This window comes from Bacteroides sp. OF04-15BH, assembly GCF_003477995.1.
GTDB lineage: Bacteria > Bacteroidota > Bacteroidia > Bacteroidales > Bacteroidaceae > Paraprevotella.
This window is the reverse complement of record NZ_QUEM01000006.1, coordinates 13,772-35,429: the sequence shown is the minus strand read 5'-3', so window position 1 is coordinate 35,429 and position 21,658 is coordinate 13,772. Positions and strand designations below refer to the sequence as shown.

The following is a 21,658-nucleotide window of genomic DNA, read 5'->3' as shown; positions in this document are numbered from 1 at the left end:
ACATTTATTATGATCAAGAAGATTCTGGTTTCGCAACCAAAACCGTCTTCAGAAAAATCTCCATATTATGAGATTGCTTCTAAATATGACGTAGAACTTGTTTTCAGACCCTTTATTAAGGTAGAAGGTTTGTCTGCAAAAGAATTCCGTCAGCAAAAGATTTCCATTCTGGATCATACGGCTGTGGTATTTACTTCACGTCATGCCATAGACCATTTCTTCCAACTCTGCAAGGAAATGCGCATCACAATACCGGAAGACATGAAGTATTTCTGCATCACTGAGACAGTAGCCCTGTATATTCAGAAATATGTGCAGTACAGAAAACGCAAGGTGTTCTTCGGAGCGACAGGAAAAATCAACGATCTGCTGCCGGCAATGGTCAAGCACAAAACAGAAAAGTACTTTGTACCGCTGTCGGATGTTCACAACGACGAGTTGAAAGAGCTCTTTGACTCCAAGAAACTGCAACATACAGAAGGTGTGATGTATCGCACAGTGAGCAATGATTTCGAGGAAGGAGAACTGTTTGATTATGACATGCTCATTTTCTTCAGCCCTTCGGGAGTACAATCCCTGCTCAAGAACTTCCCGGACTTCAAGCAGGACAAGATTGCCATCGGCTGCTTCGGTCCTACCACCGCCAAGGCTGTAAAAGAAGCCGGCCTGCGTCTGGATATGGAAGCTCCAAGCCCTCAATTCCCATCCATCACTGCAGCGTTGGACGCTTTCATCAAGGAAACCAATCAGAAATAAATACTAATCAGAAGAATGAACGCACACTTTCCGTGCGTTCATTTCTGTTTTTCACAATATCGAGCCATGACCAATACCCAACAGCATCCCTATTCATTCCAAAAGAAAGAGCGTCTTTGCAGCAAGCGCATCATCGACACGCTCTTTGACGGAGGAAGCAAGTCTTTTTCCGCCTATCCGTTGCGCGCCGTTTTCCGCTCCATACCGACGGAAACTGATCAGGAACTGGTATCGGTATTGGTTTCCGTATCGAAAAAGCATTTCAAGCGTGCCGTAAAAAGGAATCGGGCCAAACGTCAGATCCGCGAAGCCTACCGGAAAAACAAAAGCCTGATTTATGAGGTATTGGAATCAAATGCCAGTGCCCCCAAGCACATCGCCATAGCTTTCCTCTGGCAAGCTGACGAGCTGATGCTCACCTCTGTTGTAGAATCCAAGATGCGGAGCCTGTTGCACCGCATAGCCGAATACATCCACAAAGAATATGGAAATCCTGAAACGGTTGTGGAGCCTGCTGAATAAGCTGCTCACGATCTGCCTGATCGTACCTATCCAATTTTACCGCAATGTAATCTCACCCTGCACGCCTCCTTCCTGCCGGTTCACACCGACATGCTCGCAATATGCTCTGGAAGCTATCCGCAAGCACGGCCCCTTTAAAGGACTTTATCTGGCCATCCGACGCATACTGCGCTGTCATCCGTGGGGCGGATCGGGTTATGATCCTGTGCCATGAAGTCGGAAAATCCTTTTCTCAACATCCACTCGCACCGGGAACGCCAGCAAGGCGAATGGAATGTTTTTTCTCTGGATGCAACCGCTCTTTCGGACAGCATCCCTGAACACAGTTTTCTGGCGTGTGGCATCCACCCGTGGTTCATCACTCCACAGTGGAAAGATGACCTCAAGGAACTGGAATCCCTGTGGCGACAGCCTCAGACCCTGTTTGTGGGCGAATGCGGTATGGACCCGAACAGCAGTCACCCCATGTCCCTGCAAGAGGAAGTCTTCTGCGCGCAAGCTGAATGGGCCGTGCAACAAAACATGCCCATGATACTGCATTGTGTGAAAGCTTTTGATCCGATTATCGCCCAGCACAAACGACTGCACCCCCACGCACCATGGGTGATTCATGGATTCCGCGGCAAGCCTCAACAATTACAGGCACTGCTTCGTTTGGGCTTTTATGTCAGCTTCGGGAAACTTTACAATCCGGAATCCGCAGCGGTCTGTCCGGCCGACCGCTTCTTTATCGAAACTGACGAATTCGACATCCCCATAGCCGATATTTATCAGCATCTTGCAGCAATCCGCGCCACCGATGTGGAAAGTCTGAAAAAAGAACAAGCCGAAAACCTGAGGCAACTGCTAAAATTCAAAAACCAGGCGCCAAATCCTTGAAAATTAAAAAGCTTTTAGTTGCATGTTTGCGCTAAAGGTCGTACTTTTGTGCAAACACATCATAAACAAATTAATAAATAAGCAGATTCATACGATGAACTTTGTAGAAGAATTGACATGGAGAGGCATGATCCACACCATCATGCCAGGAACTGAAGAATTGTTGAACAAAGAACAAGTTACCGCCTATCTGGGTATCGACCCGACGGCAGACTCTTTACATATCGGTCACTTGTGTGGCGTCATGATGCTGAAACATTTCCAGCGTTGCGGCCACAAGCCTCTGGCACTGGTAGGTGGTGCAACAGGTATGATTGGCGACCCGTCTGGAAAAAGCCAGGAGAGAAACCTGCTGGACGAGGAGACTCTGCGTCATAATGTAGCCTGCATCAAAAAGCAGTTGGCCAAGTTCCTGGATTTTGACAGTGACGCACCAAACCATGCCGAACTGGTGAACAACTACGACTGGATGAAGGACTTTACTTTCCTGGACTTCGCACGTACGGTAGGAAAGCACATCACCGTGAACTATATGATGGCTAAAGACAGCGTACAGAAACGCCTGAACGGTGAGGCCCGCGACGGTTTGTCTTTCACAGAGTTTACTTACCAGTTGTTGCAGGGATACGATTTCCTGTATCTGAACCAGCACAAGAACTGTAAATTGCAGCTGGGCGGTAGCGACCAGTGGGGTAATATCACCACCGGTACTGAGCTGATCCGCAGAACCAATGGCAACGAGGCTTATGCCCTGACCTGCCCGCTCATCACCAAGGCCGACGGCAAGAAGTTCGGTAAGACTGAGCAGGGAAATATCTGGTTGGACAAGAACTATACTTCACCTTACACCTTCTATCAGTTCTGGTTGAACGTAGCCGACGACGAAGCAAAACGCTATATCAAAATCTTTACCGTGCTGGATAAAGAGGAAATCGATGCCCTCATCGCTGAGCACGACCAGGATCCGGGACAGCGCGTACTGCAGAAACGTCTGGCCAAGGAAGTGACCATCATGGTACACAGCGAGGAAGATTACAACATGGCCGTAGAAGCCAGCAATATCCTGTTCGGAAAGGCAACTAAAGAGAGCCTCACCAAACTGGACGAGAAGACTCTGCTCGATGTATTTGCCGGTGTGCCTCAGTTCGAAATCAGCCGCAGCGTCATTGAAAACGGCATTAAAGCCGTAGATCTGATGGCCGAAGCTACTCAGTGTTTTGCCAGCAAGGGCGAGATGCGCAAGCTGACTCAAGGCGGCGGCGTATCACTGAACAAGGAGAAATTGGCAGCCTTCGATCAGGAGGTAACAACAGCTGATTTGCTCGATGACAAATATTTGCTGGTACAGCGTGGAAAGAAGAATTATTTCCTGATTATTTGCAAATAAAAGAATAAAAACGCTTGCAGGATAGGATTTATATTCCTATCTTTGCAGCGCTTTCCAAAAGAAGGCGAATAGGATTGGACTATGGTGTAATGGTAGCACAACAGGTTTTGGTTCTGTTTGTCCAAGTTCGAATCTTGGTAGTCCAACAACAAAAAAGAGGTATCCGTGGATACCTCTTTTTTTGTTACCCGTATTCCTAAATTACTTCCCCGTCAGTAATCGATTACCGACGGGGAAGTAATGCATTACCGAGAAGACAGTATTTCTTAATCCCGCTCTCTGACGGCCTCCGAAGAAGCCCACGGAAGGAACTTCACGGCGCGCTCCAGATACACGCGGTCCGTTTCATCAAAAGTATTCTTTTCACGACTGTCAATATCCAGCACGGCCACCACTTCATTCCGGTCATCAAAAACAGGCACCACAATCTCGCTTTCCGATAACGAAGAACAGGCTATATGCCCCGGAAACAGATGCACGTCGGGCACCACCTGAGTGACCTTTTCCTTCCAGGCCGTACCACAAACGCCACGACCGTACTTGATGCGCGTGCAGGCCACCGGACCTTGGAACGGTCCCAAAAGGAGGAGTCCTCCGGTTACCCGGTAAAAACCGGTCCAGAAGAAACCGAATGTTTCATGAACCTCGGCCGCAAAATTGGCCATAGCGGCCGTCCAGTCCTGTTCGCCCTCCATCAAGGCTTCCAGTCTGGGCAGCAAAGCCTCATATTTTTCTTTCTTATTCATTTCCATAGATATTGTATAAATTCATAGTGACACTACATATTCATCCGACACTCACCCCTCTGACTCCTGTTCATACACCGCACGGTACTGCTGCGGCGATACCCCGATATGCTTCTTGAAAAAGGTCCCGAAATAGGACGCGTTCGGAAAGTGCAGCTCATCCGAAATCTCCTGGATGCTCTTTCGCGTATTGAGCAACAGAAAAATGCTCCGGCGCACAATAGCCTTGAACACCAGCTCCTGAGCGGTATATCCGCTCAACGACTTGGACAGGGCCGAAACATACTTGGGCGACAGACAGAGCTTATCGGCATAAAACTCCACACCGCGCTCTTCCATATAATGCTTCTCGATGAGATGAACCAGCTTCATAAAGAGCTCGTGTTTACGCCCGATGGCTCCCTTCTGCATCATCATCTTACGGCTGTAAATGGAGCACAGGCGGTAAGTAAGCGAAATAAGCAACAGTTTGCGCTCGTTCTGCGCAAAGAGATCCTCTCCTCGGGTCAGCGTACTGTCGAGCAGTCCCATATAGCGGGTCACCTCCTCTTCCTCCCCGGTATTCCACACATGGCAGGGCTCGGTAGAAAGCAAAGAATAAGGATACATGGAAAGCACCAGATTTCCCATCAGATCACGTATCGGTTCGATATCATAGATCAGAATGAACACTTCCAGGTCTTCCGACTCCTGAGTAATCTTGATCAGCGAATGTTCAGGAATAAACAGAGTTTCTCCGGCATGAGCCGAATAGCTGTCGCGGTTAAGCGTGAAACGGAAACTACCCTGCTGACACACCACAAGCCCGATACCGTTCACCTGATAAGGCACTTTCAACAGCGGCGGGAAGGAACTCACCTCCCCACCGGAACTGCAAATATACATCTTGCTCATAAGAGCTTCATTTAATTGATTCAGTCGTTCTTGTGCAGTACTCATGCGGGTTCCTTTTCCGGTAATAACCGTTTCGATCCGCTAAGTTAGCAATTTTCGTTTAGGATAACGTATCACCAGCACAAATATCATAGAAAAAACACAAGCATAGAAAGTCCATCCGGCCATCTCCTTCACGGCAGAAATCGTAGCCTGCACCTGTACTTTGCCTTTAGCAGTCATACTGGCCATGATTTGTCCCTCTTCCTCGCTCCGTCCCTGCATCTTGGCTCCATACACCGTCTGACGGAACTGGGCGGAAGCCTCAGGACTGATGAGATCATTGTTCTCGGCATAGGAAGTGATATAATACTGCTGCCGGTTCTGAAGCACGTTGGTATAAAGTGAGGTACCTACGGCCGGTCCCAGCACCATACGCACAGTGAGCATGATACAGATCCACGTAGACAGATATTTGAAAGGCATACGCTGATTGGCATATACGGCCGTCAGGGCATAGAGAATGACCATACCGATGGAACGGATAATAATGGGATATTTCATGCGCTCCAGCATACCGGCATTCTGCACTTCAAAATACATGAACAGAGAAGACAGACCGAGGAACAGGAATCCTGTGGCAAAAAGATATTTAAAATGAACACCTTTATTGCGCATCAGCAGGATAACGACTATTCCCAACGCATAACCCAGCATACACCAGTTGCCCAAAGAAGCGTTCTGCCAGTTGTCTATCTTCATACCGATACCGGTAAACACATTGACAAACAGCGAACTGGAGTTGAGGATCATCAGTAACAGATAAAGAATCACTCCGATGCGGATATTACGCAACTTGAAGATATCCCAAAGGAAATAGGGCGATTTACGGTAAACATCCATATAGATGAACACCAAAGCGCTGACGAACGCAATCCCCGTGGCCCACCAGATGGTGGAATCGGAATACCAGTCGAGCACTTTTCCGTAAATCAGAATATACACAACCGACATCCAGAAGGTACAAAACACGACAACATTGCCAAACTTGCGGAAGGTGATCGGAAAGCGCGGTCCCACATAGCTGTGATAGGGCATCGTAACGAATATCAGCAGAATAGAAACCAACAGCATTCCCATCATGTAATAATACACATGTTGCCACTCATATTCATAAGCCAGCCATGCGGTGAGCCAGGTACCCATCTGCCCCAAAATCATAAAGAACAGATAGATCATAGGCTGGCTGTTGCTCTTCTCCACATCCAGCTTGTCCCACCCTTCTTCGGAGGTAGGTTCAAAACCGGGGGTAATGTTACGGGTGGCTTCCATACCGAAAGCATATTTGATGAGCGTGAAGAGATTGACCATCATCAACACCATACGGAAGAATCCCATGATAACACTGCACAGAGCCAGCAGAAAGATGCTGTCGGTCTTGGCACAGACCAGGCTCAGTACATACATCAGCGAGAAACCGACCAGACACATCATCTTCTCCCTACGGATGCACACCAGCTGATAAAAGAAAGGAGCGAAAGCGGCCATTCCCACCGAAGTGGCAAAGGTAGCAAACTGAATGTGCTCCGAAATGATACCCAGCCCGCTCATCATCTCACCGCTGTTCACCGAATAGGTGCCTCCTACCGTCAGGATGGGCAGGAAAAGAAACAATAGGATGAGTATGCCCAAAGGCTTGGGAACCCAGTTGTAAAACGGATAGTTTTTAGGACAGGAAGGCATAGTTCTTACAGTTTAGCTTTGACAACAACCATCATTCCGGCAGCCAGACGCTCATGATCCTCGGCAGCCAGACCTTCAAAATCAATACGTACGGGGATTCTCTGCTGTATCTTGACAAAGTTTCCGGCAGAATTGTCCGTAGGAACGAGTGAGTATTTCGAACCGGTAGCTCCCGAAATGGCGGTAATGCGCCCTTTGAAGGTTTTGTCTTTAAGAGCATCGACCGTTATTTCCACTTCCTGACCTACATGCAGGTTCTCGATTTGCTTTTCCTTATAGTTGGCAATAATCCACTTCTGTGTATCGGGGATGATATTGGTAATGGTCTGTCCGGCATTGACCATCTGCCCCTCCTCGATGGCACGACGACCCAGTTTTCCGTCGCAAGGAGCCACCACCACAGTATAGGAAAGATTCAGTCGGGCCATTTCCAGAGCGGCTTCGGCACGCTGGATTGCAGCTTCGGTATTCATGCGGCGACGGGATACTTCCTTCACTCCGGAACGTGCAGCACACTGCTGACGCTGGATGGCTTCCTTCTTCTTTAAGGTAGCGGCATACTCCGTTTCAATTTGTTCCAACTGAATGGGAGTGGCCGCATTACGGGCTACCAGGTTCTGGTAACGCTGGCGATCCTTTTCCAACTTAGCCAGACGCACTTCCACTTCGGCCAAAGATGCTTCAAACACAGAGGCATTGTTCTCGGTGGTTTCAAGCGACGCATCGATTACCGTAGCCCCGGCCTGAGCATCTTTCAGGGCGGCCTCGGCCTCCATCACCCGGATTTTATACTCACGGTCATCCAAAATGAGCAGGGTATCTCCCTTGTGAACCTCCTGATGCTCCGTAAAACAAATTTTCTTGATATATCCGGAAGCCCGCATATTGATGGGAGAAATATACTGCTCCACCTGAGCGTCATTGCTCACTTCGGTGTGTTTATAATCCAAGAAGAGACTGACGGTTTGCCAGATACCTACACCCAGCACGGCTACTCCCAGCACACTGGCTACAATCTGCCAGCGACGCATTTTCTTGAGTTTCTGAACTTTTTCCTGACGCATATCCTTATCCTGTCTATCCAAATTCTTTTCCATATTTCTTTTTCTTTATAATTGGTTATTTGATTAAAGATTCGATATTTCCAGTGAGCTTGAGTAATACCAGATTGTTCAGCTGATAATTATAATGGGCCGTAATGTAATTGTTCTGAGCCTCACTCATTCTCATCTCATCCTGCAACACTTCGGTCATTGAAGCAATACCTTCCTTGTATCGGTCAATGGTCACCGCATACACATCTTCTGCCAACAGGTAATTATCCTTTTGCTTGAAGAAATTACGCTCGCTGTTCATCAGATCATTGGTTGCATTCAGATATTTGGTCTGCAAATTCTTGCGGGTATTCTCCAGATTCAGACGGGCATTCTCGATGTCCATCTCTGCCTTACGGACCTTATTGCGCTTTTCCAGTCCGTCGAAAATCGGAACACGGAGAGAAACACCAACCCCATAACTGGTATACCATTTGCTCGAAGGGTTGTCCTGAAACCAATAGCGCACCTTATCCGTGAAAGCCGAAGTAGACAAATTTCCGCTCAGGCTCAAAGAAGGAATGTATCCGTTGCGAATCAGTTTGCGCTGCTTCTCGGCCAGCGTTTTCTGCGATTCCAGCATCTGGATTTCATAGAGGTTTTCCGACAGGCCGGTCAACTCGGTATGCGACAGTTTCTCTGCCTGTACCCGCTCCAAGGCAAAGTTCTTTTCCATCGGGTAATCCATCATGTATTTCAACAGATTCATCTGCTGCACGAGCATGGCCTGAGCATTGTCATACTGCACTTTCATATTGTCCAGATTAATCCGTACGCGCTTCACATCAATATCCATTGCCATCCCATTATCATAGAAAGCCTCGGTAATGTTTTTCAGTTCCTCTAAACGACCGATATTGTTTTTCAGAATTTCCAGCTGTTCATTGGTGGTCTGCCCCAGATAATAGAGTTTGGAAATCTCCATCATCAGTTCCTCACGGGCTTTTTCATAGCCTAAACGATTTAACTGATCCATAATCCGGGCTACATCCATAGAGGTATACAGGGTCTGGTTGTAGAGCGGCAATTGCAACTGAATTCCAGCATTAGCGCTATATGGCAAGGTTTTCGTTACATTGTATGGTACTCCATAAGAAGATCCGTCGGTAACCGAAACCGGCGGCTTTATGTTATCGGTAAAACCGGCAAAGCCATTGATTGCAGGTAACAAACGGGCCCGATTTTCCGATAAAGCATATTGTCCTTTACGGATTTCATTACGCTTGGTCTGTAAGGCAAGATTATTTTCTATACCTATTTCTATACATTCTTCCAAACTGAGAATATCTTGTGCCGAAATCTGCTGCGACACACATCCAATCATAGCAAAAATGAATAACAGTTTTCTCATAATCTTTATCTTTTAACTGCTGCAAAATTAGAGTGTTCTGTTATTATATTCCTATTCATATATCAACAGGAATTGTTCATATTTTCCTTTTTTCTATAAGATACACCATCACTCTTTATATATAATAAGTAAGCCTTGGGAGACTAAAATCAGAAAAAATATAGAAAGAAGAGTAAACAAGAAGCAAACAATTACATTATAACACAAAAATAAGAATAGATAATGCAAAATAAAAGGGATTACCGGATATTTATATCAAAAAGTAAGAACAGATAAAAACAAATGATAAAACAATATGTTTTTGGAATAAATATTTGAGGATATTCTCTATATTTGCAACCAAATCAACAAATCATCAATAAAACAAAGATTATGAAGAAAATCAGAGCAGCCATCGTGGGTTATGGCAATATCGGCCACTACACCCTGCAGGCTTTGGAAGCCGCACCAGACTTTGAAATCGCAGGTATCGTACGCCGTAACGGTGCAGAAAACAAACCGGAAGAACTGGCTAACTATCCTGTAGTAAAAGATATCAAGGAATTAGAGAATGTAGATGTTGCCATTCTGGCTACTCCAACCCGTAAGGTTGAGGAATATGCCAAGGAAATTCTGGCTATGGGTATCAATACAGTGGACAGCTTCGACATCCACACTCAGATCACTTCATTGCGCCGTTCTCTGAACGAAAGCGCTCAGGCCGGAAATGCCGTATCTATCATCTCTGCCGGATGGGATCCGGGAAGCGATTCTATCGTACGTACTCTGTTGGAGGCTATCGCTCCGAAGGGTATCACTTACACCAACTTCGGTCCGGGTATGAGTATGGGACACACTGTAGCTGTTAAGGCTATTGAAGGTGTCAAGGCTGCTTTGTCAATGACTATCCCGACCGGAACCGGCATTCACCGCCGTATGGTATATATCGAGGTAGAAGAAGGGTACGAATATGAAAAGGTTGCAGCAGCTATCAAGGCTGACGCTTACTTTGTAAACGACGAGACTCACGTGATTCAGGTTCCTTGTGTTGACGATCTTCTGGATATGGGCCACGGCGTAAACCTGACTCGCAAGGGTGTTTCCGGAAAGACTCAGAACCAGTTGTTCGAGTTCAACATGCGTATCAACAATCCGGCTCTGACCGCTCAGGTACTGGTTTGTGTAGCTCGTGCCTCAATGAAGCAGAAACCTGGTTGCTACACTATGGTAGAGATTCCGGTAATCGATCTGCTCTATGGAGATCGTGAAACTCTGATCAGCCATTTAGTATAAAAAAATTATATAAATACAGCCTCAGGAGGAACCGTTCATCATCTTCCTGAGGCTTATTTTATAAGATATATCTATTTTGTACGTATTTTTACCTTAACAGAACAAAAAGAGTTTGATAAATTAATTAAAGAAAAAAGGAAAGATACTCTTTTTGTTATATAAGCTGAAATTAAGAAGTACAAAAGAACAATTTACAGAGAATGAACGTATATTTGCACTAACAACTAAATCATTTAATCAAACTAAACTTATATTGTTATGAAAAGATCTTTACTATTCCTCATGGGCGCATTGGCTCTTGGTCAAGCCCAAGCACAGAACAACGTATCTGGTAACAAACTGAGTGACAACTGGTCAATCGGCTTGAATGTTGGAACTGTAACTCCATTGATCAACCATCCTTTCTTTAAGAGTATGCGCCCGACAATGGGTCTTACTATCGACAAGCAGCTTTCTCCGATCTACGGTTTGAGCTTGGAAGGTATGGCCAGCATCAATACCAACGCCAGCTACACAGCATTCGACGTGTATAACCTGAGTTTATTGAACCGCGTAAACCTGAACAACCTGTTCGTTCGCTACAAAGGCAAACCATCTTTGTTCGAAGTTGAGGCAGTCGGTGGTTTCGGATGGTTACACAGCACTAATCCATACTGGAAGCAGGGTGATCCATACGATCGTAACCATGTATCTGCCAAAGCAGGTATGAATTTCAACTTCAACATTGGTGATTCTAAGGCATGGACCATCGCAGTAAAACCTGCTGTAGTATGGGATATGACCATCAAGGGACAGGAGCACCTGAACTTCAACGCCAAGCAGGCTGCCTTTGAGTTGACTGCCGGTGTGGTTTACCACTTCAAGAACAGCACTGACAAGCACTATTACTCTATCGAGTGCGACCGCGATGAAATCGAGGCTCTGAACGCTATGATCTCTAGCATGCGTCAGGAAGTTGCCGCTAAGGATGGCGAACTGGAGAACGCACAGTCTAAGATCAACCAGTTGCAGAATGACCTGAACGACTGCAGAAACAAGAAGTCAACAACTACAACCGTAGCTGCAGAAAAGGATTATTATGTAACCTTCCGTCAGGGAAAGAGCACTATTGACGCTCTCCAGATGCCGAACATCGAGAAGTTGGCTCAGGCTCTGAAAGATAACAGCAACGCAAAAGTTACCATCTCTGGTTATGCTTCTCCGGAAGGAAATGCTGAATTCAACCAGAAGCTGTCTCTGAAACGTGCTGAAGCCGTGAAGAAGATTCTGGTTAAGCAGTACAACATTGACGAGAACCGCATCAAGACTGAAGGTAAGGGTGTGGGCAGCGTATTCAGCAACCCAGACTGGAACCGCGTAAGCATCTGTATCGTTGACTAAACAGATAAAACCTAATAGAAAAGGAGGATGAATGTTCATCCTCCTTTTTTTATTTTCAGTCCTCTCAAAGCGGCGTCCCGACAACCTTTCCGGTCTATCTTTCCGTTCTCGGTACGTGGCAGAAAAGGGACAAACACAATGTCACGAGGGGCATGATAACGGGGAAGTGTCTGCTTCAATAAAACAAGATACTCATCTGTTTCTTTTGCAGAAAGTTCCGGACGCTCTGCCAGCAGAACGACCTTTTCCCCATAGAAAGAATCCGGCACTGATGTTATGGCAAACGGGAAGGAAAGAAGTCCCTGAAGCTGGCGCTCGTCTTCCTCAATTTGTATTTTCACACCACCGCTGTTAATCACATTATCCACACGTCCCTTTACCACAAACGAACCATCAGGATAAAGACTCACGCAATCGTTCGTTTCCAGTTGCCCGGCACACACATCGGGTACTTCAATAACCAATGTACTGCGTGCGGACAAGGACAAAGAAACTCCCTCCAAGGGATAATAGCGGTCAGAACGCTTCGGACCGTTCAATGGGCGCATGGCAATATGCGAAAGGGTTTCAGTCATGCCATAAGTGGAATAAACCTGACAAGACAATGCCTGAAGCTGTTCCTCCAACAGGCTGTCTACAGCTCCTCCCCCGACAATGACCACCTTAGCGGCCTGCAATACGTTTCTTTCCGCTTCACGCTGCAAGGATGAAGCCAACTGCATCGGCACCATAGACAGGAAGTCTATCCGCTCCCGAACGGCCGCCAAAGGATGAGCACAAGGCTCCTGAAGCAGCACCCGCAAGCCGCCTACCAAAGCACGCACGACCATCATCTGCGCCCCGATATACTTCAGATTCATGGAAAGCAACAGGGAATCTCCCTCCTGAAGCCCCAGAAAGCGACAAGTGCGACAGGCGCTGTTCATCATAGCGCGTTTGGAAACCTCCATCACTTTAGGCACTCCCGTAGAACCGGAAGTCTGCACCTTCATGGTTTCCCCCTCTGAAAACCAGGCATACAAGAAGGTATATAAATCGCGATATATCCCTTCGGGAGCCTGATTCTTCAGTTCCAGAAGTTCCGACAGCGAGGTGGTATCAAAGCAACGGTCGGACACACGCAACACCTGTTTGCGAATGTCACACTGAAAGCTCCGGTCCATCATTTCAGTACAATTTTCTTTTTAGCCTGCTCCGGAGCGGAAAACCAAAGGGCATCCTGACGTACTTCGAGCGGAATATCCACGTTGTCTACGAAAAGCTGGCCGGTGCCCAGTCCCTGAGGAAGAGTGGTATTCAGAGTGGCACACCACTGACCGATGGCATTCAATCCCACATTGGATTCCAAAGCAGAAGTGATCCACCATCCGATATTGCGTTTCTCGGCCTCTTCAATCCATTCCTTAGAGCCTTCCATTCCTCCGTGCAGGGAAGGTTTGAGCACAATATAAGCCGGTTTGGTTTCGTCCAGCAGGCGGGCTTTCTCCGCACGGTCGTTGATACCGATCAGTTCCTCGTCAAAAGCGATGGGCAGACGGCTTTCGGCTGTCAGGCGCGCCATTTCACCGCGTTGTCCGGCACGTATCGGTTGCTCAATGGAATGCAGACCGATTTCAGCCAACCGATTCAGTTTGTCCAAAGCATCTTCGGGCTTGAAGGCTCCGTTGGCATCTACACGCAATTCGATGGTTCCTACCGGAAAACGCGAACGGATAAAGCGCAGCAAATCCAGTTCCTGTTCAAAGTCTATGGCACCGATCTTGAGCTTGATGCAACGGAAGCCCAGCTCCATCTTCTTCAGAATCTGTTCGTACATATAATCATAGTCGCCCATCCAAATCAGTCCATTAATCTGAATACCCTGTTCGCCACGTGAGAAAGGGGTATTCCAGAAAGCCAACGAACCGGTTTTCCAGTGCTGCAAGGCTGTCTCCATGCCAAACACCATGGAAGGGTAATTCCGCCAAAGCGGACAGTCAATATATCCCTTCTGCGCCACATCCTGACAGAAATCGGCCAGAACGCGCTCATAATCCTCAATATCATCGCAACTCAAGTTCGGCAGCGGAGCACATTCTCCCCATGCCTCCTTCTCCGGATTGGCCGGATCTGTAAGATGCAGAAACCAGCTTTTACGCGTGGTATAGACACCGCGCGAGGTGCCCGCCGGACGCTTGAAATGCAACACATGCGGACAAATCTCAAAATGTAAACTCTCCATAATTCTGTTCATCTGAAAAATGATACTGCAAAATTACAAAGATTTCGGCCAAGGAGTCTGAAAAAGACAACAGATAAAACAAGAATTAGGCTTTTTGACTTCCAGCAATGTATTTTCTGCTATTTACACACCGTTTTATTCCTGAAAACCGTAATTTTGTCTGACAAGACTGAAACAAACAAAGAACACATGAAACGACAACACGCAAAACTGCTCCGTGCCATGATTGAATATGATGCCGGCGACGTACAACGCATCCAGCATCTGCTGAAAGTGCACAATCTGGCAGCAACTATCGGCACTCTGGAAAAAATGGACGAAGAAGATCTCTTTATTTTGGAATCAGCGGCCATTGTACACGATATCGGCATTCACATCTCCGAACAGAAATATGGTTCGAGCGACGGAAAGCATCAGGAACAAGAGGGGCCGGCCGAAGCCCGAAAACTACTGGAACAGATTGGCGAATATACTCCGGCACAAATCGAACGCGTCTGCTGGCTGGTAGGACATCATCATACCTTCAAGAACATCACTGAAGCAGATCACCAGATTCTGATTGAGGCCGACTTTCTGGTCAATATCGACGAAGACCGGATTCCCAAAGAGCATCTTGAAATCATACGAGAGAAGATCTTCCGGACAGAAACCGGACGGCATCTGCTGCATTGCATCTATGAGAAAACATACTGCCCGATAAAAAACGAGGCTTAACGAAAGAGCAAATTCCATAATACAAAAAGAAAATGAAAGAAATACATTGGAAAGGCCACGCATCCATGCTGGGAGCCAATATCATGTGGGGACTGATGTCGCCCATATCCAAAGTCATTATGCTGACGGGAGCCGTCACTCCCCTTGTAGTAACCGATCTGCGCATCGGCGGTGCCATGATTCTGTTCTGGATTACCTCCTTCTTCCAAAAGCCGGAGCATGTACATCATAAGGACATGGTGCATCTGTTCTTTGCCGCCCTGCTGGCCATTATCCTGAACCAGGGATGCTTCATCTTCGGTGTAAGCCTGACCTCGCCGGCAGACGCTTCGATCATTACTACCAGCATGCCGCTGTGGGCCATGATTCTGGCGGCTTTCATTCTGAAGGAACCGATCACCGGAAAGAAAGTGCTCGGTATCGCGGCAGGTGCTTCGGGCGCCTTGCTCCTGATATTGGGAAGCAGTCAGTCGGGCACAGCAGGCCCTAGCAAGGATACAGCCATCTGGGGCGATCTGTTAGTGCTCACCGCACAGTTCTGCTATGCGCTCTACATTGTTCTCTACAAGGATTTTGTGAGCAAATATTCCCTCGTCACCATCATGAAGTGGATGTTTACCTACGCCTTTATCTGCACACTGCCGTTCTCAGCCGGAGATCTGATACAGACGCAATGGACGGGATTGGGACTGATGGAGGTTCTGGGGCTGGCCTTTATCGTGATCGGTGCCACTTTCGGCAGTTATCTGCTCACGGTAATCGGACAGAAGAACCTGCGTCCTACTGTAGCCGGCATGTATAACTATATCCAGCCCATCGTGGCCTGCATCGTAGCTATAAGCTGGGGCATGGACTCCTTTAACCTGACAAAGGCTTTGGCCATCTGCCTGATCTTCGGCGGAGTATATCTGGTTACTGTAAGCCGAAGCCGAAAGGAGATGGAAGCCTATCAGAAGAAACAAATGAATCAGAATCCCTCACTCTCAAAAAAATAAACGAATATGAAAAAACTGCTTATTACGGGCTGCAACGGCTTTCTCGGACAACGCCTGTGCGCTCACTATAAAGAAAAATATGACGTCATCGCCGTGGGACATCAGGATCTGGACATCTGCCGGGAGGATGCCGTACAGAATCTGTTCCGGGAGGTACGTCCGGACATTGTGTTCCACACAGCCGCCATCTCTGATACGGGCTATTCTCAAAACCATCCCGAAGAATCCTATCTGGTAAATACGTTAGGCAGCGTGCATATCGCTCTGGCCTGTCGGGAACAGCAGACCCAACTGGTTTATATGAGTTCGGATCAGGTATATAACGGAAATGTGGGACTGCAACCTTGGAAAGAAACTGATGAAGTGAACCCACAGAGCGTTTACGGACGTGACAAGCTGGAAGCCGAGAAGCGCATTACAGAAATCCTTCCGGAAGCGGTGGGACTGCGGCTCACGTGGATGTATGACTTGCCGGACAGCCCGTGGAAACTGAACCGGAACCTGCCAGTAAACCTGCTTCAGACCTTCCAGAAAGGAGAAAAACTAAAGGCAGCGGTACGCGAATACCGGGGCATAACCAACGTGTGGGAGGTAGTACGCAACATGGAGGCTTGCCTCGATATTCCCGGAGGAGCCTATAACTTTGGCAGCATGAATGGCCGGAACAGTTATGAAACTTTCATCCGTTTTGCCGAACTGATGCAACTGCCTGAGCCATCTTCCTGGATTCTGGCCGATGAGGAGCGCTTTCCGGAGCATCCTCGCAATCTGATGATTGATAATCAAAAAGCAGCCCAAATGGGTATTTCCTTCCTGGATACCATCGAAGGATTTGAAGAAAGTATCAAAGAAACTGGAAAAAGATAATCTTTTTAAAAATAAAAAGCCACACTCTCAAAGACTTTTAGACTTTTAAGAGTGTGGCTTAAAACAAATACTTTTACCTATTAATCTTATAGATTTATTTTATTTAGCCCAAATAAGATTCTCCAGGGTCATTACAACTTCATCGTTAAACTTCAGAATCATACGTGGGAATTTTGTACTTTCCTCATTAAGATCCTCAACCTTAATATACATGTTCAAAGGAATATCCTTCGGAAAGGTAAAAGAAGTATAATAACCTTCATAATAGCTATTATCACTACCCACTTTTACTTTTGGACGATAATCAAATCCCATATCATCATAAGCAATAGGAATTGAAGGATAATATCTAAAAGTACGATCTGCCCCGATACTGGTCACTTTCAATTGAATTAAAACCTCGTTTAAGTTTCTTTTACAACTTACAAAGTCTACCTTATAATTGGAATCAAATGAAATAGGTCCGCAGAAGCCCGTTTCTTCACTTCCATAAATAGGATCATTTCCGTCGTTGCCAGAACCATCACCAGAATCATTGCCATCTCCATCTGTATCAGAGCCACCATCATTTCCACCTTCAGAAGAACCAGATTTGCTCACATTTATCTTAATAGATACAGACTCATCATCACTACTCAAGATCAGATACGTAGAGATGCTCTGAGTAATCTTTGTATAATCAACTGCCACTACTACAGCTTTAGTTTTTCCTATTGCAATAGATCCTGATGTTTCAGAAACAACAAGCCATTCGGGAATACTATTAAATTTCCAATTTAATGCTCCGATATTACCCAGATTACTAATATTCAGAATCTGTTCCTGATTATCAGAAGTAAAATTCAATTCACTTTTATCTATTCCTATTTTCGTATTTACCGATGTTCTCTGCAAAGTCATATCACCAGAAGCCTGCTGACCAGCTATAACTTCAATATTTCTTGAGTCTCTGACATATCCCACAGCAGAAACCTGCATCTTATAGGAACCAACAGGAAGATCAGTTATTGTATAACTACCGTCAGAACCTGTCGTAACGGTTCTACCCGTCGGTGTAATCTGTACTTGTGCTCCTACAATAGGTTTGTTATCAACGGCATCCGTTATCATTCCGTAAATTGACCCTTCTGTTGCCTCCTCCTCTTTTTCAAACAAGGAACAAGCACTAAGCATCAATAAACAACACAGGACCATGGTCCACTTTGAAACTAAACTTACTTTCATCATTTTGGGTTTTTATTAAAGATTCTTACTTCACAAACAATTGTTCAATTCTTATTCTCTGCTTTGCAAAGGTATAGATTAAACGAAGGCTTTTTATAGAAAACAAGGTTGTTTTGTCAAAGAAAAATCTTGTTTCAAAGGGATAAAAATAAAATTAGGAACTCATATTCTGAGTTCCTAATTTCTAAATAAGTAGATCTATTCTTTACCGTTTTCCGCATAGAGAAAAGAAACCTTCAAGACAGCCTTTACCGCAACTTTCTTTCCATCTTTCTTGCCGGGCTTCCATTTCCGGGTTTTATACAGAGCACGCAACACTTCGTGCTCCATCTGACTACCGATTTCTTTACGGATTTGAGCCCACCAGCGCTCAGATTCTTGCTTTTGAGTAGCTCCGGTATAACCGTCCACCTCGGTATGTTGCTTATGCAGTTTCAAACGGTCTACCTTGGCTTCGGGATTCTGAACTTTTCCAGACTCATCAATGATGAAATGAACCGTAACCTGAGTTTCCACTCCATACGCACGGGCATCTGCGGGATAATGAATCTCCTTTTGCAGAAACTCTACAAACTGTTGCTCTCCTCCTTTATATTCCGGAGCCTGATCCATCTTTTCCAACTGAAGCTCTGCCTTTACCGAGGTCTGAGCACATAATCCGGAAAAACCACCACCGAAAAGCAACAAGAAAAGCAGGCAAACCTTAAAAGCGTATTTCACAGAGAGTACAGATGCAACATTACGATTTCTTACCATCTTTCTCCATCATTTTATAGGTCTCCTTCAGTTCCTTGCGCGACAGGCGCTGGTCGTTTACCAGAAAAGCAAGCAGTTGCTTGTAAGAACCCTCACAATAAGTCTGTACCCAGTCTTCGAGAAACGCACTTTTATATTCGCGCATACTCAACAAAGGAGTGTATTCGTAAACGATACCCACTTTGCGGGCTTCGATATATCCTTTACGCTCCAGATTCTTGAAAACAGAGGCCAAAGTGGTGTATGGAGGCCGCGGTTCGGGATAAAAAGCCAGCACATCGCGCACCACGCAAGGAGCGTGCTGCCAGATCAGCACCATAGCATCTTCTTCTTGTACGGTAAGTTTTTCCATATTTTTGATGTGTTTATTACGAAATTATCGTATATACTCTTACGGCATCTGCGGACAATCGTCCCAGTTAGGCTTGCGCTTCTCCAAAAAGGCGCGTCCACCCTCCTGAGCCTCATCGGTCATATAGTACAGCATGGTGGCATCACCGGCCAATTCCTGAATACCGGCTTGTCCATCGAGTTCGGCATTCAATCCGGCCTTGATCATACGCAAAGCCAGCGGACTCAACGTCATCATCTCTTCGCTCCAGGCCACATATTCGTCTTCCAGCTGATCGAACGGCACGACCTTATTGACCAATCCCATTTCCAATGCCTCCTGAGCATTGTATTTGCGACAAAGGAACCAGATTTCGCGCGCCTTCTTCTGTCCTACCACACGGGCCAGATAAGAAGAACCGAATCCGGCATCGAAACTACCCACACGCGGACCGGTCTGTCCGAAGATGGCATTGTCGGAAGCAATCGTCAGGTCGCACACTACATGAAGCACGTGACCACCACCAATGGCAAAACCGTTTACAGCGGCAATAACCGGCTTCGGCAGCGAACGGATCTGCTTCTGAACATCAAGCACGTTCAGGCGAGGAACACCGTCACGACCTACGTATCCACCGCGACCTTTTACATGCATATCTCCTCCCGAGCAGAAGGCTTTGTCACCGGCTCCCGTAAGAACCACTACACGCACGTCCTGACGCTCACGGCACTCCAGCAAAGCATCACTGATTTCGGCCGTAGTAAGCGGTGTGAAAGCGTTACGCACCTGCGGACGGTTGATGGTGATACGGGCTATTCCGTTATAGAAATCAAAAATAATGTCTTCATAAGTCTTCAAGACTTTCCATTCTCTATTTGCCATAATCTATTTTGTTTTTAATTTTTCAGTGAATCAAAAAAGGCTTTAAACGCCTCTGTATCGTGCTCAATATCCGTAAAGACCTCTACAAGCACCGGAGCATCCAGATGCGGGTCCGTAAGCAGACGGATGCCTTCTGCCAGCTGCTCCCGGGTTTCGGCCTTGAAATAAACCAGTCCGCAGTCCTTGACCCAACCACGGGCCGTAGCTCCGTGCACAGCTTCGACATACCGGCACGACGGACTCTCCAGATCCATACCGGGCAAAGTATGGAATATACCACCTCCCTGATTGTTGAGCAACAGAATGCGCAGGTTCGAACGAATGGCTCCGTTCCAAAGAGCATTCATATCATAGAAGAAGCTCAAATCCCCAATCAGTACGAAGTTCAGCTCCTTGGAAACCGAAGCGTAACCGATGGCCGTAGACAGAGACCCTTCTATTCCGCTGGTACCCCGGTTGCAGAACACCCAGATGCCGGATGCAATCGGATACAGAGCGGCCAGACGCACGGCCGAACTGTTGGCCAGATGCAGACAGGAGGATTTGGGCAAAGCTCCCAATAAGTGGCCCACGGCCATCAGACTGGAAAAAGTTTCCGGAGCCGGTTGCGACACCCGACATAGGTCGGCCCATTGCTTCAGGAAAGCGGAGGTTTCATCACTTGCAGTTGTAGAAACGGCACAAAGAAAGTCCTCGGGCTTCATTTCCACCACATGAGTCAGCGCACAGAACAGATCCACCACTTCGCCCTGAGGTGTAATATGCCAGTGCTCACGAGGCAGATATTTACGCAACATCTTCTTCAACCGTTTGGACACAATGTGTCCGCCCATTGTAATCAGCAGATCGGGCGCAAACTCCTTCTGTTGTGCCTCCCCCAAAGTAGAGAGAGCAGCGTCAAAATAGCGCAGACTGCTTTTCTCGTCCTTCAGATGCAAATTGCTCAGATGTTCCGAGAGCACCACACCGTCAAACTGCTGCAACAAAGGTTGCAGACGGGCAGCCTGAGCCGGAGTAAGCTGTCCGCAAATCAGCATGCGGCGCTCGGCTGTACGAAATGCAGTGGTCAAATCGGAAACCCGTTCTGCTTCTACCCGACGGATGCAGCGTACTTCAGGCATGGCAGTTGCTCCATATTGAAACAAAGGCTCCGACAGAGCGATATTAATCTGTACCGGTCCGCACTCGCGATGCGTGCATTCCAATATCGCTTCGTTCACCATGCGGTTGCAATACCATTCGTCTTCTTCGGAAAGGATTTCGGGCAGATGCACACTTTTCTTTACCAACGGACCAAACACGCCCGGTTGCGGCAGCGTCTGTCCGTCCATCTGTCCGATCCAGGCCTGCGGACGGTCGGCCGAAACCACAATCAGCGGAAGATGCTGATAAAAGGCCTCGCACACGGCAGGATGGATATTCAACAAAGCGGTGCCCGAGGTACAGCAAACCACCACCGGAGTGTTCCGCTCCTGAGCCAGACCAAGCGCCACAAAACCCGCGCTCCGCTCATCGGTCACCGAAAAGCACTCAAAGGCTTTATGAGTGACAAAAGTATGAATCAGCGGCGTGTTCCTGCTTCCAGGGCAAAGCACTACCGTGCGCACCCCATGCAGTTCGAGCAGAGACACTAACTGTAGGATATTCTTTTTTTCTGAGTACATA

Annotated in this window: 22 protein-coding genes and 1 tRNA gene; 11 read left to right on the top strand and 12 right to left on the bottom strand. The window is 46.9% G+C overall.

Annotation, left to right across the window (positions count from 1 at the left end; genetic code table 11):
* Nucleotides 1-6: 6 nt before the first annotated feature.
* The 6 genes from DXA74_RS04020 (at nucleotide 7) to DXA74_RS03995 (ending at nucleotide 3,690) form a co-directional block, all read left to right on the top strand.
* A complete protein-coding gene (locus DXA74_RS04020) occupies nucleotides 7-756 on the top strand; it encodes a uroporphyrinogen-III synthase (protein ID WP_118525546.1) in 750 nt (249 codons plus the stop codon).
* A 66-nt stretch (nucleotides 757-822) separates the two neighbouring features.
* Nucleotides 823-1,278, top strand: coding sequence for a ribonuclease P protein component (gene rnpA, locus DXA74_RS04015; protein ID WP_118525545.1), 456 nt, complete (start codon nucleotides 823-825; stop codon nucleotides 1,276-1,278).
* The gene (gene yidD / locus DXA74_RS04010) at nucleotides 1,241-1,492 is read left to right on the top strand and encodes a membrane protein insertion efficiency factor YidD (protein WP_370448486.1); all 252 of its coding nucleotides are present in this window, start codon (nucleotides 1,241-1,243) and stop codon (nucleotides 1,490-1,492) included. Before rnpA ends, yidD begins: the two co-directional genes overlap by 38 nt.
* Nucleotides 1,489-2,157: a TatD family hydrolase gene (locus DXA74_RS04005; protein ID WP_118525544.1), complete on the top strand. Its 669-nt coding sequence runs from the start codon at nucleotides 1,489-1,491 to the stop codon at nucleotides 2,155-2,157. The genes yidD and DXA74_RS04005 overlap by 4 nt, the downstream gene beginning before the upstream one ends.
* A 94-nt stretch (nucleotides 2,158-2,251) precedes the next feature.
* Nucleotides 2,252-3,544, top strand: coding sequence for a tyrosine--tRNA ligase (gene tyrS / locus DXA74_RS04000; RefSeq protein ID WP_118525543.1), 1,293 nt, complete (start codon nucleotides 2,252-2,254; stop codon nucleotides 3,542-3,544).
* 75 nt (nucleotides 3,545-3,619) lie between these two features.
* Nucleotides 3,620-3,690, top strand: a tRNA-Gln gene (locus tag DXA74_RS03995).
* A gap of 120 nt (nucleotides 3,691-3,810) precedes the next feature.
* Here the strand turns inward: DXA74_RS03995 and DXA74_RS03990 are convergent.
* The 5 genes from DXA74_RS03990 to DXA74_RS03970 are packed head-to-tail and all read right to left on the bottom strand — an operon-like array spanning nucleotide 3,811 to nucleotide 9,351.
* Nucleotides 3,811-4,290: a GAF domain-containing protein gene (locus tag DXA74_RS03990; protein WP_118525619.1), complete on the bottom strand. Its 480-nt coding sequence runs from the start codon at nucleotides 4,288-4,290 to the stop codon at nucleotides 3,811-3,813.
* A 51-nt stretch (nucleotides 4,291-4,341) separates the two neighbouring features.
* A complete protein-coding gene (locus DXA74_RS03985) occupies nucleotides 4,342-5,229 on the bottom strand; it encodes an AraC family transcriptional regulator (protein ID WP_118525542.1) in 888 nt (295 codons plus the stop codon).
* 36 nt (nucleotides 5,230-5,265) lie between these two features.
* Entirely contained in the window at nucleotides 5,266-6,906 is a 1,641-nt protein-coding gene (locus DXA74_RS03980) for an MFS transporter (protein ID WP_118525541.1), read from the bottom strand.
* 5 nt (nucleotides 6,907-6,911) lie between these two features.
* Nucleotides 6,912-8,003 carry an HlyD family secretion protein gene (locus tag DXA74_RS03975; protein ID WP_118525540.1) on the bottom strand — a complete coding sequence of 364 codons (1,092 nt, stop codon included), beginning with the start codon at nucleotides 8,001-8,003 and terminating at the stop codon, nucleotides 6,912-6,914.
* 22 nt (nucleotides 8,004-8,025) lie between these two features.
* A complete protein-coding gene (locus tag DXA74_RS03970; RefSeq protein WP_118525539.1) occupies nucleotides 8,026-9,351 on the bottom strand; it encodes a TolC family protein in 1,326 nt (441 codons plus the stop codon).
* A 372-nt stretch (nucleotides 9,352-9,723) separates the two neighbouring features.
* Between DXA74_RS03970 and DXA74_RS03965 the strand changes: the two genes are divergently transcribed.
* Together DXA74_RS03965 and DXA74_RS03960 are read left to right on the top strand one after the other, a co-directional pair.
* Complete coding sequence (locus DXA74_RS03965) at nucleotides 9,724-10,623, top strand: diaminopimelate dehydrogenase (protein WP_118525538.1); 900 nt, start codon at nucleotides 9,724-9,726, stop codon at nucleotides 10,621-10,623.
* Between the two features lie 258 nt (nucleotides 10,624-10,881).
* The gene (locus DXA74_RS03960) at nucleotides 10,882-12,003 is read left to right on the top strand and encodes an OmpA family protein (RefSeq protein WP_118525537.1); all 1,122 of its coding nucleotides are present in this window, start codon (nucleotides 10,882-10,884) and stop codon (nucleotides 12,001-12,003) included.
* A gap of 35 nt (nucleotides 12,004-12,038) precedes the next feature.
* Here the strand turns inward: DXA74_RS03960 and DXA74_RS03955 are convergent, their stop codons facing one another.
* Complete coding sequence (locus DXA74_RS03955; protein ID WP_233550456.1) at nucleotides 12,039-13,169, bottom strand: AMP-binding protein; 1,131 nt, start codon at nucleotides 13,167-13,169, stop codon at nucleotides 12,039-12,041.
* The gene (menC, locus tag DXA74_RS03950; protein WP_118525536.1) at nucleotides 13,166-14,224 is read right to left on the bottom strand and encodes an o-succinylbenzoate synthase; all 1,059 of its coding nucleotides are present in this window, start codon (nucleotides 14,222-14,224) and stop codon (nucleotides 13,166-13,168) included. The genes DXA74_RS03955 and menC overlap by 4 nt, the downstream gene beginning before the upstream one ends.
* A 189-nt stretch (nucleotides 14,225-14,413) precedes the next feature.
* Between menC and DXA74_RS03945 the strand changes: the two genes are divergently transcribed.
* From DXA74_RS03945 to DXA74_RS03935, 3 genes are read left to right on the top strand one after another with little or no spacing between them, the layout of a single operon-like run.
* Nucleotides 14,414-14,938 carry an HD domain-containing protein gene (locus tag DXA74_RS03945; RefSeq protein ID WP_118525617.1) on the top strand — a complete coding sequence of 175 codons (525 nt, stop codon included), beginning with the start codon at nucleotides 14,414-14,416 and terminating at the stop codon, nucleotides 14,936-14,938.
* A gap of 32 nt (nucleotides 14,939-14,970) precedes the next feature.
* Nucleotides 14,971-15,933, top strand: coding sequence for a DMT family transporter (locus tag DXA74_RS03940; RefSeq protein WP_118525535.1), 963 nt, complete (start codon nucleotides 14,971-14,973; stop codon nucleotides 15,931-15,933).
* A 6-nt stretch (nucleotides 15,934-15,939) separates the two neighbouring features.
* Nucleotides 15,940-16,800, top strand: coding sequence for a sugar nucleotide-binding protein (locus tag DXA74_RS03935; protein WP_118525534.1), 861 nt, complete (start codon nucleotides 15,940-15,942; stop codon nucleotides 16,798-16,800).
* Nucleotides 16,801-16,899: 99 nt separating this feature from the next.
* Here DXA74_RS03935 and DXA74_RS03930 read toward each other — a convergent pair whose 3' ends face one another.
* From DXA74_RS03930 to menD, 5 genes are all read right to left on the bottom strand, one after another.
* Nucleotides 16,900-18,027: a carboxypeptidase regulatory-like domain-containing protein gene (locus DXA74_RS03930; RefSeq protein WP_118525533.1), complete on the bottom strand. Its 1,128-nt coding sequence runs from the start codon at nucleotides 18,025-18,027 to the stop codon at nucleotides 16,900-16,902.
* Nucleotides 18,028-18,222: 195 nt separating this feature from the next.
* Nucleotides 18,223-18,780: a hypothetical protein gene (locus DXA74_RS03925; RefSeq protein ID WP_118525532.1), complete on the bottom strand. Its 558-nt coding sequence runs from the start codon at nucleotides 18,778-18,780 to the stop codon at nucleotides 18,223-18,225.
* Nucleotides 18,764-19,132 (bottom strand): BlaI/MecI/CopY family transcriptional regulator, encoded by a 369-nt coding sequence (locus tag DXA74_RS03920; protein WP_118525531.1) that lies wholly within the window; start codon nucleotides 19,130-19,132, stop codon nucleotides 18,764-18,766. The genes DXA74_RS03925 and DXA74_RS03920 overlap by 17 nt, the downstream gene beginning before the upstream one ends.
* 39 nt (nucleotides 19,133-19,171) lie before the next feature.
* Nucleotides 19,172-19,996 carry a 1,4-dihydroxy-2-naphthoyl-CoA synthase gene (menB, locus tag DXA74_RS03915; RefSeq protein WP_199666079.1) on the bottom strand — a complete coding sequence of 275 codons (825 nt, stop codon included), beginning with the start codon at nucleotides 19,994-19,996 and terminating at the stop codon, nucleotides 19,172-19,174.
* Between the two features lie 11 nt (nucleotides 19,997-20,007).
* Nucleotides 20,008-21,657 (bottom strand): 2-succinyl-5-enolpyruvyl-6-hydroxy-3-cyclohexene-1-carboxylic-acid synthase, encoded by a 1,650-nt coding sequence (gene menD / locus DXA74_RS03910; protein WP_118525529.1) that lies wholly within the window; start codon nucleotides 21,655-21,657, stop codon nucleotides 20,008-20,010.
* Between the last annotated feature and the right edge of the window lies 1 nt (nucleotide 21,658).

Bases quoted from the DNA above. Each gene is read 5' to 3' on its own strand.
- rnpA (WP_118525545.1), top strand. From the start codon at position 823: ATGACCAATACCCAACAGCATCCCTATTCATTCCAAAAGAAAGAGCGT.
- yidD (WP_370448486.1), top strand. From the start codon at position 1,241: ATGGAAATCCTGAAACGGTTGTGGAGCCTGCTGAATAAGCTGCTCACG.
- DXA74_RS04005 (WP_118525544.1), top strand. From the start codon at position 1,489: ATGAAGTCGGAAAATCCTTTTCTCAACATCCACTCGCACCGGGAACGC.
- tyrS (WP_118525543.1), top strand. From the start codon at position 2,252: ATGAACTTTGTAGAAGAATTGACATGGAGAGGCATGATCCACACCATC.
- DXA74_RS03990 (WP_118525619.1), bottom strand. From the start codon at position 4,290: ATGAATAAGAAAGAAAAATATGAGGCTTTGCTGCCCAGACTGGAAGCC.
- DXA74_RS03985 (WP_118525542.1), bottom strand. From the start codon at position 5,229: ATGAGTACTGCACAAGAACGACTGAATCAATTAAATGAAGCTCTTATG.
- DXA74_RS03980 (WP_118525541.1), bottom strand. From the start codon at position 6,906: ATGCCTTCCTGTCCTAAAAACTATCCGTTTTACAACTGGGTTCCCAAG.
- DXA74_RS03975 (WP_118525540.1), bottom strand. From the start codon at position 8,003: ATGGAAAAGAATTTGGATAGACAGGATAAGGATATGCGTCAGGAAAAA.
- DXA74_RS03970 (WP_118525539.1), bottom strand. From the start codon at position 9,351: ATGAGAAAACTGTTATTCATTTTTGCTATGATTGGATGTGTGTCGCAG.
- DXA74_RS03965 (WP_118525538.1), top strand. From the start codon at position 9,724: ATGAAGAAAATCAGAGCAGCCATCGTGGGTTATGGCAATATCGGCCAC.
- DXA74_RS03960 (WP_118525537.1), top strand. From the start codon at position 10,882: ATGAAAAGATCTTTACTATTCCTCATGGGCGCATTGGCTCTTGGTCAA.
- DXA74_RS03955 (WP_233550456.1), bottom strand. From the start codon at position 13,169: ATGATGGACCGGAGCTTTCAGTGTGACATTCGCAAACAGGTGTTGCGT.
- menC (WP_118525536.1), bottom strand. From the start codon at position 14,224: ATGGAGAGTTTACATTTTGAGATTTGTCCGCATGTGTTGCATTTCAAG.
- DXA74_RS03945 (WP_118525617.1), top strand. From the start codon at position 14,414: ATGAAACGACAACACGCAAAACTGCTCCGTGCCATGATTGAATATGAT.
- DXA74_RS03940 (WP_118525535.1), top strand. From the start codon at position 14,971: ATGAAAGAAATACATTGGAAAGGCCACGCATCCATGCTGGGAGCCAAT.
- DXA74_RS03935 (WP_118525534.1), top strand. From the start codon at position 15,940: ATGAAAAAACTGCTTATTACGGGCTGCAACGGCTTTCTCGGACAACGC.
- DXA74_RS03930 (WP_118525533.1), bottom strand. From the start codon at position 18,027: ATGATGAAAGTAAGTTTAGTTTCAAAGTGGACCATGGTCCTGTGTTGT.
- DXA74_RS03925 (WP_118525532.1), bottom strand. From the start codon at position 18,780: ATGGTAAGAAATCGTAATGTTGCATCTGTACTCTCTGTGAAATACGCT.
- DXA74_RS03920 (WP_118525531.1), bottom strand. From the start codon at position 19,132: ATGGAAAAACTTACCGTACAAGAAGAAGATGCTATGGTGCTGATCTGG.
- menD (WP_118525529.1), bottom strand. From the start codon at position 21,657: ATGTACTCAGAAAAAAAGAATATCCTACAGTTAGTGTCTCTGCTCGAA.